The sequence below is a fragment of the Planomonospora algeriensis genome (assembly GCF_977012225.1).
The window spans coordinates 1-14,220 of record NZ_CDRNDK010000132.1; the positions used below are offsets into that span (position 1 = coordinate 1).

Annotated in this window: 11 protein-coding genes; 9 read left to right on the forward strand and 2 right to left on the reverse strand. The window is 73.1% G+C overall.

Annotated elements, in window-relative coordinates; genetic code table 11:
- The 3 genes from ACWJ6R_RS15910 to ACWJ6R_RS15920 form a co-directional block, all read left to right on the forward strand.
- Positions 1–1,728, forward strand: a 1,728-nt coding sequence (locus ACWJ6R_RS15910; RefSeq protein ID WP_449062970.1) for an FtsK/SpoIIIE domain-containing protein, incomplete at its 5' end; no start/stop codon positions are given.
- A complete protein-coding gene (locus tag ACWJ6R_RS15915; RefSeq protein ID WP_449062971.1) occupies positions 1,725–2,018 on the forward strand; it encodes a hypothetical protein in 294 nt (97 codons plus the stop codon). The genes ACWJ6R_RS15910 and ACWJ6R_RS15915, both read left to right, overlap by 4 nt.
- Positions 1,994–3,637 (forward strand): FtsK/SpoIIIE domain-containing protein, encoded by a 1,644-nt coding sequence (locus tag ACWJ6R_RS15920; RefSeq protein ID WP_449062972.1) that lies wholly within the window; start codon positions 1,994–1,996, stop codon positions 3,635–3,637. The genes ACWJ6R_RS15915 and ACWJ6R_RS15920 overlap by 25 nt, the downstream gene beginning before the upstream one ends.
- Before the next feature lie 77 nt (positions 3,638–3,714).
- On the opposite strand, the gene ACWJ6R_RS15925 is transcribed toward ACWJ6R_RS15920, so the two are convergent.
- Complete coding sequence (locus tag ACWJ6R_RS15925; RefSeq protein ID WP_449062973.1) at positions 3,715–3,987, reverse strand: WXG100 family type VII secretion target; 273 nt, start codon at positions 3,985–3,987, stop codon at positions 3,715–3,717.
- Positions 3,988–4,141: 154 nt separating this feature from the next.
- On the opposite strand from ACWJ6R_RS15925, the gene ACWJ6R_RS15930 reads away from it, so the two are divergent.
- The 6 genes from ACWJ6R_RS15930 to ACWJ6R_RS15955 all read left to right on the forward strand — a co-directional run bounded on the left by ACWJ6R_RS15930 (position 4,142) and on the right by ACWJ6R_RS15955 (position 13,037).
- Positions 4,142–4,882 (forward strand): SDR family NAD(P)-dependent oxidoreductase, encoded by a 741-nt coding sequence (locus tag ACWJ6R_RS15930; protein WP_449062974.1) that lies wholly within the window; start codon positions 4,142–4,144, stop codon positions 4,880–4,882.
- A gap of 91 nt (positions 4,883–4,973) precedes the next feature.
- Positions 4,974–6,755 carry an acetyl/propionyl/methylcrotonyl-CoA carboxylase subunit alpha gene (locus ACWJ6R_RS15935; RefSeq protein WP_449062975.1) on the forward strand — a complete coding sequence of 594 codons (1,782 nt, stop codon included), beginning with the start codon at positions 4,974–4,976 and terminating at the stop codon, positions 6,753–6,755.
- A 133-nt stretch (positions 6,756–6,888) separates the two neighbouring features.
- A complete protein-coding gene (locus ACWJ6R_RS15940) occupies positions 6,889–8,283 on the forward strand; it encodes a hypothetical protein (RefSeq protein WP_449062976.1) in 1,395 nt (464 codons plus the stop codon).
- Between the two features lie 368 nt (positions 8,284–8,651).
- A complete protein-coding gene (locus ACWJ6R_RS15945; protein ID WP_449062977.1) occupies positions 8,652–10,979 on the forward strand; it encodes a protein kinase domain-containing protein in 2,328 nt (775 codons plus the stop codon).
- A gap of 118 nt (positions 10,980–11,097) precedes the next feature.
- Complete coding sequence (locus ACWJ6R_RS15950; protein ID WP_449062978.1) at positions 11,098–12,237, forward strand: serine/threonine-protein kinase; 1,140 nt, start codon at positions 11,098–11,100, stop codon at positions 12,235–12,237.
- Positions 12,216–13,037 carry a WD40 repeat domain-containing protein gene (locus ACWJ6R_RS15955; protein WP_449062979.1) on the forward strand — a complete coding sequence of 274 codons (822 nt, stop codon included), beginning with the start codon at positions 12,216–12,218 and terminating at the stop codon, positions 13,035–13,037. The genes ACWJ6R_RS15950 and ACWJ6R_RS15955 overlap by 22 nt, the downstream gene beginning before the upstream one ends.
- A gap of 105 nt (positions 13,038–13,142) precedes the next feature.
- On the opposite strand, the gene ACWJ6R_RS15960 is transcribed toward ACWJ6R_RS15955, so the two are convergent.
- Complete coding sequence (locus tag ACWJ6R_RS15960) at positions 13,143–14,147, reverse strand: LacI family DNA-binding transcriptional regulator (protein ID WP_449062980.1); 1,005 nt, start codon at positions 14,145–14,147, stop codon at positions 13,143–13,145.
- Positions 14,148–14,220 lie beyond the last annotated feature (73 nt).

Genomic DNA, 14,220 nt, shown 5'->3' on the forward strand with positions numbered 1-14,220 from the left:
GCCCCGCCGGACTCCCCGCTGCCGGAGCCGCCGGCCTGCCGGGCGGTGCCGGTGGCGCTGGCCATGCGGCGGCTCGGCGTGGCCGGCCTGACCGGCCCGAGGGAGACCGTGTCGGGCCTGGCCCGCTGGCTCGTCGGCCAGGCCGCCGCCCTGCACAGCCCGCGCGACCTGGCGATCGTGGTGCTGTCCGCGCACGGCGACGGCGAGGAGCGGTGGAACTGGGTGCGCTGGCTGCCGCACTGCGCCCCGCACGGCGGCGAGGACTGCCTGGCGCTGGTCGGCGCGGATCCGGAGGCCGCGGCCCGCCGGGTCGCGGAGCTGACCGCCCTGATCGACGAGCGCCTGGGCGAGGGCGACGGGCCGCTCAGGTCCGCCGCTCCGCGCGTCCCGTCCGGCTGGGGCGGTCTCGGCGGCGACTCCGGCGACCCGCCCCGCTACGACGAGCGCCCCTACGACGTGCTGGTCGTCCTGGACGGCGCGCGGGTGCTGCGCGCGCTGCCCGGCATGCCGCAGGTGCTGCGTCAGGGGCCCCGCGCGGGCGTGCACACCCTGGCCCTGGACGACGAGCAGCGACTGCTGCCCGAGGAGTGCGCCACCGTCGTCCGGGCGGGCGCGGACGGCCGGCTCCGGCTGCTCGGCGGCGGCATGGAGAGCCTCGGCGAGATCCTGGCCGACCAGGTACCGGCCTCCTGGTGCGACCGGCTCGCCCGCTCGCTGGCCCCGATCCGCGACGTCAGCCGCGACGAGGCGGGCACGGCGCTGCCCGGCTCGGCACGCCTGCTGGACCTGCTCGGGCTCCCCCCGCTCGCGGGTTCCGCGGTCTCGCCGGAAACGCCGGGCGGCAAGGCCCTGGCCGGACGGTGGGGCCGCTCGACGGAGGCGGTGATCGGCGCCGGGCCGGACGGCCCGTTCTCCGTCGACCTGAGCCGGGACGGGCCGCACGCGCTGATCGCGGGCACCACCGGCGCGGGCAAGTCGGAGCTGCTGCAGACGCTGATCTGCTCGCTCGCGACGGCCAACCGGCCGGACGAGATGACGTTCGTGCTGATCGACTACAAGGGCGGGGCGGCCTTCAAGGAGTGCGTACGGCTCCCGCACACCGTCGGCATGGTCAGCGACCTGGACGGCCACCTGACCCAGCGGGCCCTGGCCTCCCTGGCCGCCGAGATCCGGCGCCGGGAGCGGTTGCTGCTGGCCGCCGGGGCCAAGGACATCGAGGACTACCACGCGCTGCGCGACGCCCAGGCGGCCCGCGCGTCCCGGGACCTGCTGGTGGCCGGCGGGCCCTCCCCGATCGGCGTCTCGGCAGGGTCCCCGGTCACGCCGCTGCGGGGGCGGAGCGGCGGCCCCCTGGCGGCGCTGCCCCGGCTGGTGCTGGTGATCGACGAGTTCGCGGCGATGGTCAGCGAGCTGCCCGACTTCATGACCGGGCTGGTGGACATCGCCCGGCGGGGCCGCTCGCTGGGCATCCACCTGATCCTCGCCACCCAGCGGCCCGGGGGCGTGGTGACCGCCGACATCCAGGCGAACACGTCGCTGCGGATCGCGCTGCGGGTGACCGAGGCCGCCGAGTCCGCCGACGTCATCGGCACCCCCGACGCCGCGCACATCTCCAAGTCCACGCCCGGCCGGTGCTACGTGCGGTCGGGGACGGGCACGCCGGCGGCGGTGCAGACCGCGCGGATCGGCGGGCGGAGCCGGCCGGGAACGAGGTCAGGACGCGGGTGACGGAGGTCGGCTGGCGGGCGCTGGGCCATCCCCCGGCCGCACCGGAGGCCGGGCCCGAGGGCGCCGCCGCCACCGACCTGTCGCTGCTCGTCGACGCCCTGGTGGACGCGGCCGCGTCGCCGGGATCCCCGAGCAGCCCAGTCCCTGGCTGGAGCCACTCCCCGGCCTCGTCGTCGTCCCCGGGCTCCCGGACCCGTCCGGCCTCTCAGACGCCCCGGGCCTCTCCGGCGCCGGTGCGCCGCCGTACCGGGCGGGGAGCGAGGAGGTGCCGCCGCTGGTGTTCGGGGTGACCGACCTGCCGTGGGCGCAGGACCGGCGGTCGCTGACGCTGGACCTGCCGCACGGCGGGCACCTGCTCGTCGCCGGTACGGCGCGCAGCGGCCGGTCCACCGCGCTGCGCACGCTGGCCGGAGCGATCGCGGCCGGCGCCTCCCCCCAGGACGTGCACGTGCACGCGATCGACTGCGGGTCGGGGGCGCTGCTGCCCCTGGTGGCGATGGCGCACTGCGGCGCCGTCGTGACCCGGGACCAGCTCGACCGGGTCGAACGCCTGCTGACCCGGCTGCGGGCGGAGGTGGGGCGGCGCCAGCAGTCGCTGGCCGAGGCCGGATACGCCTCCCTGGCCGAACTGCGGGCCGCCGGGGGGACCCCGCGGCTGCCCTGGATGGTGCTGATGCTGGACCGCTGGGAGGGGTTCGTCGCGGCGTTCGAGGGCTACGACTACGGCCGGTTGATCGACTCGATGCTGCAGCTGCTGCGGGAGGGCCCGGCGGTCGGGCTCCGGGCCGTGGTGACCGGTGACCGGTCCGCGCTGATCGGGCAGATCTCCACGGTCTTCGACGACCGGCTGGTCCTGCGCCTGGCCGACCCCGCCGACTACGGGCTGGCCGGACTGCCCGTCAAGGACCTGCCCTCCTCCCTCGGCCCCGGCCGGGCACTGTCCATGGGCGAGCACGGCCTGACCGAGAGCCAGATCGCCCTGCTCGACGACGACCCCTCCGGACCCGCCCAGGTCGCCGTGGTGCAGTCGCTCGCCCGTACGGTGCCTGACCGGTTCCCCGGCACGGCCGGGACAGGGCGGCCGGGCGGCGGTGCGCAGGACGCCGTAGACCCCGTTTCGGGTGTCATGGGCGTTGCGGGTGCCGGGAGCGGGGGACGGTCCGCCGCGAGCGCCGGAGAGGTCTCCGGGAGGCCCGGTGCGTGGATCTGGGACGGCGATCCGCCGCTGCGGGTGGACCCGCTGCCGACGCGGATCACCGCGGCCCAGGCGCTGGACCTGGTTCCGTCCTTCGAGCCGCCCTCCCCCCTGTGGGCGCTGCTCGGCGTCGGGGGCGACTCCCTGGCGCCGCTCGGCGTCGACCTGCTCGCCCAGGGCCCAGGCGCGGTCATCGGAGGCCCGCCCCGGTCCGGTCGCTCCTCCGCGCTGCTGACGGCCGCCCGGTCCCTGCTCTCCCGGGGCACCCCGGTGGTCCTGGTCACCCCCCGGCGCAGCCCGCTGCGCGCCTTGGAGGGCACCGAGGGGGTGCTGGCCGTACTCGACGGCAACGGCGACCTGAGCCAGGCGGTGGCCGGGCTGGAGCGCTACGTCGTACTCGTCGACGACGCCGAGCTGGTCTCCCTGGACAGCCCGCTCGGCACGGTCCTGGAGCAGGTGCTGCGCACCGGGCGGGACGGCGAGCACGGCCTGATCGTCGCCGGCGCCACCGGCGACCTGACCACCGCCTACCGGGGATTCGCCGCCGAGGCCCGGAAGTCCCGCACCGGCCTGCTGCTCTCGGTCCAGAGCCCCGCCGACGGGGACCTGTTCACCGTACGGCTGCCGCGCGGCGCGGTGGGCGGCCCTCCGGGACGGGGCCTGCTCATCACCCTGGGCGCGGTGACCCCGGTGCAGACGGCGCTGCCGGGGTGAGGCGCCGCGAGCGGTGAAACGCCACGGCGCCGCCCCGGGAGCGTTGCGGTGCGGGGACGGCGCCGTGGCGGATCAGGTCACTGGGTGGCGGAGTGGATCTGGGTGCGGTAAGACCTGACGACATCCGCGGCCCTATCAAGTTCCTCGGCCATTCGCTCGAAGGCGACCCTGTACTCCTGCCAGGCCTCGCCGAACCGTGTGGCACCCGGACCGGTCCAGGCGACGCCGACCTTGCTCGCTTCGTTGTTCAGTGCGGCCACGATCTCCCGCACCTGGCCGGCCCTCTGCTGGAACTGGCGGGACATGGCGTCCATTTCTTCCAGGTTGCCGCCGACCATGGGATGACTCATGCCGTCTCCTTCGGGGTCAGTATCAGGGGACACTAAACGAACTCACGGTACGCGCATGGATCACTCGCTATCAGCTTTATACCTATCGGTTATGATCTCCGCCAGCTATCGTTGATGTTTTTATTGACTTATGCGTACATGAGGAACTATCTCCATGCGTGAGATCGTGGTGACCGGTGGGGGCACCGGGATCGGTTACGCCGTCGCGGCGGCCTTCGTCTCCCAGGGTGACCGGGTCACCATCACCGGGCGGCGGGAACACGTGCTCAAGGAGGCCGCCGACCGGCTGGACTCCGGCCGCGCCGGGCTCGTCGCCGCCGTGGCCTTCAACGCGGCCAACCCGGTCGCCGTGGGCGAGGCACTGGACAGGCTGCCCTCCCGGGTCGACGTCCTGGTCAACAACGCGGGCGGGAACACGAACCTGGACCGCCCGGCCGACGACGGCGACCTGATGGACGTGGCCGAGGGGTGGTGGGCCAACCTCAACGCCAACCTGATGTCGGCCGTACTGGTCACGAGCGCGCTGCTCCCCCGGCTCGCCGACGACGGCCGGATCGTCACGATCGGCTCGATCGCGGCCAGGGGCACCGGGTCCGGTTCGTACGGCGCGGCCAAGGCGGCCGTGGAGGCGTGGACCGCCGACCTGGCCGCCGAGCTCGGCCCGCGCGGCGTCACCGCGAACGTCGTCTCCCCCGGCCTGGTCGTGGACACCGAGTTCTTCCGGGGCCGCCTCACCGAGGAGGGGGTCCGGCGGCGGGTGGAGAACACCAGGAACGGACGCGCCGGCACGCCCGAGGACGTGGCGGAGACCGTGAGGTTCCTCGCCTCCCCGCAGGCCCGCCACCTGACCGGACAGGTCGTCCACGTCAACGGCGGCGCTTATCTCGGTCGTTGATCGGTCCCCGACAAGACCTGGACATCAGAAGACGCTTACACTCCCTGGAGGCTCGCAGCCCCCTGCTCGCGTGTACGAAGGGAACGATCCGGTGCAGAAGGTCCTGATCGCCAACCGTGGTGAGATCGCCGTGCGAATCGCCCGCGCCTGCAAGGACGCCGGGCTGACCGGCGTCGCCGTCTACGCCGACCAGGACCGGGACGCCCTGCACGTGCGCGTCGCCGACGAGGCGTACGCGCTGGAGGGGCAGAGCCCGGCTGAGACCTACCTCGACATCGCCAAGCTGCTGCGCGTCGCGGCCGAGACCGGCGCGGACGCCGTCCACCCCGGTTACGGCTTCCTCGCCGAGAACGCCGCCTTCGCCCAGGCCGTGATCGACGCGGGCCTGACCTGGATCGGCCCGCCGCCCGCCGCGATCACCGCGCTCGGCGACAAGGTGCAGGCGCGGCACATCGCGCAGAAGGTCGGCGCGCCGCTGGTCGCCGGCACCGCCGACCCCGTCTCCGGAGCCGAGGAGGTCGTCGCCTTCGCCGCCGAGCACGGCCTGCCGATCGCGATCAAGGCGGCGTACGGCGGCGGCGGGCGCGGGCTCAAGGTCGCCCGCACCCTGGAGGAGATCCCCGAGCTGTACGAGTCGGCGGTGCGGGAGGCGGTCACCGCCTTCGGCCGCGGCGAGTGCTTCGTCGAGCGCTACCTGGACCGGCCCCGGCACGTGGAGACCCAGTGCCTGGCCGACAGCTACGGGGCGGTCGCTGTGATCTCGACGCGTGACTGCTCGCTGCAGCGCCGCCACCAGAAGCTGGTGGAGGAGGCCCCCGCGCCGTTCCTGTCCGACCGGCAGCTGGAGCTGCTGTACGACAGCTCCAAGGCGATCCTGCGGGAGGCCGGCTACGTCGGCGCGGGCACCTGTGAGTTCCTCGTCGGCCAGGACGGCACGATCTCGTTCCTGGAGGTCAACACCCGCCTTCAGGTCGAGCACCCGGTCACCGAGGAGGTCTCCGGGATCGACCTGGTCCGCGAGATGTTCCGGATCGCCGACGGCGAGGAGCTCGGCTACGGCGACCCGGCGCTGCGCGGGCACTCCATCGAGTTCCGGATCAACGCCGAGGACGCCGGGCGCGGCTTCCTGCCCGCCCCGGGCACCATCACCCGGATGAGCACCCCCTCGGGGCCGGGGGTGCGGCTGGACGCCGGTTACGAGACCGGGATGACCGTGCCGCAGTCGTTCGACTCGCTGGTGGCCAAGCTGATCGTGACCGGCGCCACCCGCAGGCAGGCACTGGAGCGCGCCCGGCGGGCCCTGGCCGAGTTCGAGATCGACGGCATGCCGACCGTGCTGCCCTTCCACCGGGTCGTCGTGGAGGACCCGGCGTTCGCCCCGCCCGTCGAGGGTGAGCCGTTCTCGGTGCACACGCGGTGGATCGAGACCGAGTTCGACAACACGATCGCGCCGTACGCCGGGGAGACCGGTGCCGCGGAGGAGCCCGCCGAGCGCGAGCGGATCACGGTCGAGGTGGGCGGCAAGCGGCTGGAGGTCGTGCTTCCGGCCGGGCTGGGCCTGGCCGGTCCGGGCGCGGGCCGCGCCGCCGGAGCCGGCGGAACGGCCGCGCCGCGGCGGCGTGCGGGCGGCGGCGCGGCGAAGAAGGCCGCGAGCGGGGACGCGCTGGTCAGCCCGATGCAGGGCACGATCGTGAAGGTGGTCGCCTCCGACGGCGACACGGTCTCGGCCGGGGACACGATCGTGGTGCTGGAGGCGATGAAGATGGAGCAGCCGCTCACCGCGCACAAGTCCGGCACGGTGACCGGGCTGAGCGCGGCGGTGGGGCAGACGGTGACCTCCGGCGCGGTGCTCTGCGACATCAAGGACGCCTGACCCGGATCCGCGAATGTTCCGTCCCGATGTCCCGCCTCCGCGCCCGGTCCCGGGATGAAGAGGATACGGTCGGGTAGTAGGGAACTCCGATGTCCGCTCATTCGTCCTTAAGGGACGAAGGAGGCAATCTGCCGTGACCACCACAAAGTTCGCGCCAGGTCGTCTCGGTGCCGCGATCGCTGCGATGTTCGCCGGGCTCCTGGCCATCCTCATGACCGCCCCGCCGGCTCACGCGGCGGCGCCCGACCCCGACACGATCGTCTCGGCGTGGGCCAAGGACCCCCTCTATGTGGAGTCGGGCTCGGACCTCACCTCGAGCGAGCAGTCCGCCATCCGTGACTCCGTCAAGGGAACGAACCCGCCGATCTATGTGGCCGCCCTTCCCGACGGCACACTGGCCGGAGGATCGGCCGCTCGTGAGTTCGTCACGACGCTGGGCCGACAGCTGAAGTCGCAGGGCACGAGCAAGGCGACCATCGCCGTCCTGGACGGCCCCAGCCTGTTCGCCATGTCCAGCTCCCTGCGTTCTGGCGTCGCCAACGACATCGCCAAAGCGGCTGTCCGTACCAACGACGACATCGCCAGCGGCATGCAGGACTTCGTCAGGCGAGTGGAGCTCGCCGAATCCGGCAAGACCGGGGAGGCCGTGAGCGTGGACGGCTCCGGCGGTTCCGAGGGCTCCTCCAGCGGCGGCTCCGGTGCGGGTGTGCTGGTCGGCATCCTGGTGCTGGCCCTGGCGGGCGGTGGAGGCCTCTTCCTCTACTCCCGCAAGAAGAAGAAGGAGCGCGAGGCCCGTGAGGCCGCCGAGCTGGCCGCGGTCAAGCAGACCGTGGACGAGGACGTCACCAAGTTCGGCGAGGAGATCACCGCGCTGGACATGGACGTCAAGATGCTCGCCGACGGCGGCGACCACCAGGACGACTGGGCGCGCGCGCTCGACTCCTACGAACGGGCCAAGGTGGAGCTCGAGGCGGTCAAGCGCCCCGACGAGCTGCGCGGCGTGACCACCGCACTGGAGGAGGGCCGCTACGCCCTCGCCTGCGTGAAGGCCCGCGTCAACCACCTGCCGCTCCCCGAGCGGCGCTCGCCGTGCTTCTTCAACCCGCAGCACGGCCCCTCGGTCCGCGACGTGCGCTGGGCCCCGCCCGGCGGCGCGGTGCGCGACGTCCCGGCCTGCGCGGCCGACGCCGACGCCATCGAGCGCGGCTTCGAGCCGCAGACCCGCGAGGTCATGATCAACGGCCAGCGCCGCCCCTACTACGACGCGGGTCCGGCCTACCAGCCCTACGCCTACGGCTACTACGGCGGTTTCGGCGACGTGATGAGCGGCATGCTCGTCGGCACGATGCTCGGCAGCATGATGGGCGGCTGGGGCATGGGCGGCTACGGCATGGGCTATGGCGCCGGTTACCAGGAGGGCGTCTCCGACTCCGGTGGTGACTGGGGCGGCGGAGGCGGCGACTTCGGCGGAGGCGACTGGGGTGGCGGTGACTTCGGCGGAGGCGACTTCGGCGGCGGTGATTGGTAGTCACGACGGTCGCGGTTGAAAGCCCGGGGCGGATGCGCCCCCTCTGACGAGGAGGCGCACGGCGGCCGAGAGCCGATCGAACCGGGCATCGATCGCTCCGAACGCGGCGAGACCGCGCGGATTCTTCTCACATTCGGACCCGCGTCCGGAGCGAGAGGCGGATCCGCGCGGTCTTTCGTTATTACGGCCACTTCATTAATAGTCGTGCCGGACAGCCGAGAATCCACACGAATTCTGCCGTCGCCGCTGGATATGGCGAGACGATGCGCGGTTGTGACAGGCTGATGATCAGACTCTTGTGACCATTGCCGTCCGCCGTGCCGGGTGTCAGCGAAGTCCGGCCCGTGCGGCGGGTGAGGAGGCTGACGGTGCCCGACCCCAACCGGCTGAGCGCGAACGACCCGCAGCGGATCGGTGCGTACCGTCTGGTGGGCGTGCTGGGCGAGGGCGGCCAGGGCACGGTCTACCTCGGCCAGACCGCCTCCGGGCGGCGGGTCGCGGTCAAGGTGCTGCACACCCGGATGGCCGCCGAGGCCGGCGTCCGGGAGCGCTTCGAACGGGAGGCCGCCCTCGCCCGCCGGGTCGCGGTGTTCTGCACCGCCCAGGTGCTGGAGGCAGGCGTCAGCGACGGACGGCCCTACCTGGTCAGCGAGTACGTCCCCGGCCCCTCGCTGCAGCAGCTGGTCACCGGCGAGGGACCCCGTACCGGCAGCGGGCTGGAGCGCCTGGCCGTCGCCACGGCGACCGCGCTGGCCGCCATCCACCGGGTGGGCATCGTGCACCGGGACTTCAAACCCGCCAACGTGATCATGGGCCCGGAGGGACCGGTGGTCATCGACTTCGGCATCGCCCGCATCCTGGAGGCCGGCGTCACCAGTTCCGCGCTGGTGGGCAGCCCCGGTTACATGGCGCCCGAGCAGCTCTCCGACCAGCCCGCCGGCCCGCCCTCCGACATGTTCGCCTGGGCCGCCACCATGGTCTACGCCGCGACCGGGCACCCGGCGTTCACCGGCCAGCACCCCGCGGCGGTGATGAACGCCGTCATGGGCGGTGAGCCGAACCTGAACGGGGTGCCGCGCGGGTTGCACTCACTGCTGGTGTCCTGCCTGGCCAAGGATCCCGCTGCTCGGCCCACGGCCGACCAGGTGCTGGCCACACTGACCGGCAACGGCACAGCTCCCGGTTCCCGGGAGGGGAACGGTTCCCGACCGGAAGACCGTACCGTGCCCGGGCCGCTCGCCGGGACGCCGGTCAGGCTCGGAGCACCCGGTGCCGGGCCGGCTCCCACGGGCCGATCCGGTTCGTTCCCCGGCGCCGTACCCGACGACGTGACCATGTACGGCACCGCCGGAAACGGTGCTCCGCACGCACCCACGCCACCGCCCCCCTACCGTGCCGGCGCGAACCCCTTCCCCTCCCAGCCGGGGAAGGTACCGGGACAAAGCCCGAGCCGAGACAGCGCACGCCCTTTCGACGACAGGCATACCCCTGCGACCTTCGCCGCCGACAACGGCGGTCCCGCCGCGACGGCGTCCTCCGGACGATCCGTCACCACGTCTACGCCCACAGTGGTCTCACGTCGTCGCGTCCCGGCTTTCGCCCTGGCCACGGCGGCAGCGGTCGCCATCGGGGCCGTGGCGGGTGTCGTGATCTACATGAACACCTCCTCCGGCACGGACTCTCCGCCTGCAGCATCCTCCTCGGTATCCGCCCCACCGCCCTCCGAGTCGCCCTCCTCCCGCGCGCTGTTCACCGGCCATGCCCGGGCGGTGAACGGGGTGGCCGTCACAGAGCTGGACGGCCGCCGGGTCGTCGTCTCCGGCAGCGGTGACCAGACGGTGCGGATATGGGACCTGGCCACGGGCGAGCAGATCGGCCAGCCGATCACTGATCCGGCCGGCCCCATCTTCGCGATCGCTGTGACGAAACTGGAGGGCCGCCCTGTCGTCGTCACCGGTGGATTCGGGGCGGCCATGCGGGTGTGGGACCTGACCACCGGCAAACAGCTCGGTCGGCCGCTCGAAGTCGCCGAGGTCTCATCTCTGGCGGTGACGGATCTGAACGGTCGCCCGGTTGTCCTGTCCGGCAGCGCGGATGAGGCCGTGCGGGTGTGGGACCTGACCACCGGCGAACGACTCGGCCGGCCATTCGAAGGCCACGAGAGCGTGATCTCCACGCTGGCGGTGGCGGAGCTGGACGGTCGCCCGATCGCCGTCTCCGGCAGTTTCGACAAGACCGCGCGGATCTGGGACCTGACCACCGGCAAACAGATCGGCCGGCCGATCACCGATAACAGTGTTCTTCTGAGCGCGGTGACGGTGGCGGACATGGGCGGCCGCCAAGTCGTCGTCACCGGCGGTGAGGACAACGACAACAAGGGCTTCGTATGGGTCTGGGACCTGGCCACCGGCTCCCCCATAGGCCAGCCGTTCAAGGAGCACACCGACACCGTCACATCAGTGGTGGTGACGAAGCTGGGCGGCCGCACCGTCGCTATCACTGGCAGCTCCGACAAGACCGTGCGCATCTGGGACCTGGCCACCCGGGAGCCGATCGGTAAACCCCTGACCGGTCACGACCGGGGGATCCATTCGATCGCCGTAACGGAGCTCGACGGTCGGCCGGTCATCGTCACCGGTAGCGGAGACGGCACGATCCGGGTGTGGGACCTACCAGCGTCCTCCGGTGGTAACTGATCTCTGCTGTCTTCGGCCCCGGTCTTCAGGTTCCGGTGCGGGTGGTCAGGTGGGGGAGCGCGGTTCCGCCGGTGACGGCGGGTGGGCTGGTTGCGATGGTGAGCGAGAGGGATGGATGGTGCCCGGTTCCGATCGGCTGAGCGCGAACGACCCGCAGCGGATCGGTGCGTACCGTCTGGTGGGCGTGCTGGGCGAGGGCGGCCAGGGCACGGTCTACCTCGGCCAGACCGCCTCCGGGCGGCGGGTCGCGGTCAAGGTGCTGCACACCCGGATGGCCGCCGAGGCCGGCGTCCGGGAGCGCTTCGAACGGGAGGCCGCCCTCGCCCGCCGGGTCGCGGTGTTCTGCACCGCCCAGGTGCTGGAGGCAGGCGTCAGCGACGGACGGCCCTACCTGGTCAGCGAGTACGTCCCCGGCCCCTCGCTGCAGCAGCTGGTCACCGGCGAGGGACCCCGTACCGGCAGCGGGCTGGAGCGCCTGGCCGTCGCCACGGCGACCGCGCTGGCCGCCATCCACCGGGTGGGCATCGTGCACCGGGACTTCAAACCCGCCAACGTGATCATGGGCCCGGAGGGACCGGTGGTCATCGACTTCGGCATCGCCCGCATCCTGGAGGCCGGCGTCACCAGTTCCGCGCTGGTGGGCAGCCCCGGTTACATGGCGCCCGAGCAGCTCTCCGACCAGCCCGCCGGCCCGCCCTCCGACATGTTCGCCTGGGCCGCCACCATGGTCTACGCCGCGACCGGGCACCCGGCGTTCACCGGCCAGCACCCCGCGGCGGTGATGAACGCCGTGCTGAACGGCGAGCCCGATCTGAACGGGGTACCGGAGGGCTTACGGCCGCTGCTGGCGGCGTGCCTGGCTAAGAATCCCGGTGCCCGGCCCACGGCCGCCCGGGTGCTGGCCGCCCTGACCGGTGACGGCACCGCGCCCGGCGCCCCCGGCGGGGTCACGCCTTCCGACGCCCACGGTCCGCTCTCGCCTCCCGGCGCCTCCGACCGGCTCCCGCTCTCCGGCGGGCGCCGTCAGGTCCTCCTCGTGCCAGACGCCCATCGGAGTCGCTCCGCCGTACCGCGCCTCACCGGTCGGCTCGCCCTCGTCCTCGCCGTCGCCGGCGTGGGAGTCGCCGCCGGGGTCGTCCTTCTCGTCCCGTTCCTCTCGGACGCCCCATCCGCCCGCACGACGGCGCTCCCCTCCGTGCCGTCCTCCGCGTCCCCCTTCGCGCCGTTCTCCGCCGCGTGCTCCCCAGGAGCGCGCTGACCGGTCACGACGAGGGGGTCGAGGCGGTGGCGGTCACCCGGTTGGAGGGGAAGCCGGTCATCGTCTCCGGCAGCGGGGACAGGACCGTGCGGCTCTGGGACCTGGCCACCGGCAAGCTGGTCGGCCGGCCCTTCACCGGCCACGAACTCACGGTCAGATCGGTGACCGCGGCACAGCTGGACGGGAGACCTGTCATCGTCTCCGCCAGCGGGGACGGCATGGTCCGGGTCTGGGATCCGGGCACCGGCAAGGCGGTCGGCGAACCGCGCCGGGTCGGTGAGGGGACCTCCTCGGTGGCGGTCGCGCAGTTGGCGGGAAGACCGGTCACCGTCTCCGGCGGCACAGGCGGTGTCCTGGAGGTCCGCGACCTGGCCACCGGCGAACCCGTCGGCCGGCCCTTCACTGGCCACAGCAGCGAGGTCTCATCGGTGGCGGTCGCACAACTCGACGGAAGACCCGTCGCCGTCTCCGGCGGCTGGGACGACACCGTGCGCGTCTGGGACCTGGCCACCGGCAGTCCCGTCGGCCGGCCCTTCACCGGCCACAACGACAACGTCAACGCGGTGGCGACGGGAGAGCTGAACGGCCGGGCGATCGTCGTGTCGGGTGGGTGGGACAACACCGTACGGGTCTCGGACCTGGCCACCGGCGAATCCGTCGGCGAACCCTTCACCGGCCACAGAGACGACGTCAACACGGTGGCGGTGGGAGAGCTGGAAGGGCGGCCGATCGTCGTCGCCGGGGACCACGACAAGACCGTGCGGCTGTGGGACCTGACGCCGCTCGCCCGGGGGCGCTGATCCCGGGCGGCACGCCGTACCAGCCGCCGATCGACCCGCCGAGCCGGTGCGGCACCGAACCGGGCGCGGCACCGTACCCGCAGAACCGGCACCGTACCCGCCGCCTCAGGTGCTGGCGCGGACCGTCAGGCGGGGGGCGAGCAGGGTGCCGTCGGGTACGGCGCGGCCCTCCAGTTTGTCCATCAGCAGCCGCACGGCCTCCCGGCCGACGTCCTCGGCCGGGATGAGCACCGAGGTCAGGGCCGGGCTGGAGCGTTCCGCTATGTCGTCGGGGCAGATGGCGACCACCGCGACGTCCTCGGGGACCCGCCTGCCGTGCTGGCGCAGCGCCCCGAGCACGTGATTGACCGCGGCCTCGTTGTGCACGACCAGCCCGGTCAGGCCGGGCCGCGTCTCCAGCAGTTCCCCCACCGTGTCCGAGACCTGGTCGAAGGTCTCCTCGCAGGGCAGCGCGATCCCGGTCACGCCGTTCCCCTCCGCGGCCTCGATGAAGCCCTCCCGCGTCCGGCAGGCGTAGCCGGTGCTCCGGTCGTAGACCACGGCGGGCGCCCCGAGCAGCGCGACCTCGCGGTGGCCGCGGGCCGCCAGGTGCTGCACGCAGAGCGTCCCGGCACGGGCGAAGTCGAGGTCCACGCAGGTCAGCCCGGCGGTGTCGGCGGGGAAGCCGATGAGCACGCTCGGTTCGGCCAGCTCGCGCAGGAGCGGCACCCTGGTGTCGTGGAGCTCCACGTCCATGAGGACCAGCCCGTCCACCAGCGCGCTGGCGGCGGCCCGGCGCAGCCCGTCGGGTCCCTCGTCGGCGGTGAGCAGCAGCACGTCGTGGTCGTAGCGCCGGGCGGCGGTCACCACCGACGTGGCGAACTGCATCAGCACCGGGACGTGCATCCCGGCGCGGAGCGGCAGCACCAGCGCGATCACGTTCGCCCGTCTGCTGGCCAGCGCCCGGGCCCCGGCGTTGGGGTGGTAGCCGAGCGTCCGCACGCTGTCGAGCACGCGCCTGCGCGTGTCGGCGGAGATCGCGCGCTTCCCGCTGAGCACGTACGAGACCGTGCTCACCGCCACCCCGGCGTGCCGGGCGACCTCCGTGATCGTCACCGCTCTGCCGCTCATCCGCTCCACGACCTCCTCGCCCGGCGGCTCGGAGTCCGCATCCGTGAGCACCCCGCGCCCCTCGACCCGCCCG

What these genes read in the sequence shown, in the direction of transcription:
- ACWJ6R_RS15925 (WP_449062973.1), bottom strand. Translation starts at nt 3,987, where the DNA reads ATGAGTCATCCCATGGTCGGCGGCAACCTGGAAGAAATGGACGCCATG.
- ACWJ6R_RS15930 (WP_449062974.1), top strand. Translation starts at nt 4,142, where the DNA reads ATGCGTGAGATCGTGGTGACCGGTGGGGGCACCGGGATCGGTTACGCC.
- ACWJ6R_RS15960 (WP_449062980.1), bottom strand. Translation starts at nt 14,147, where the DNA reads ATGAGCGGCAGAGCGGTGACGATCACGGAGGTCGCCCGGCACGCCGGG.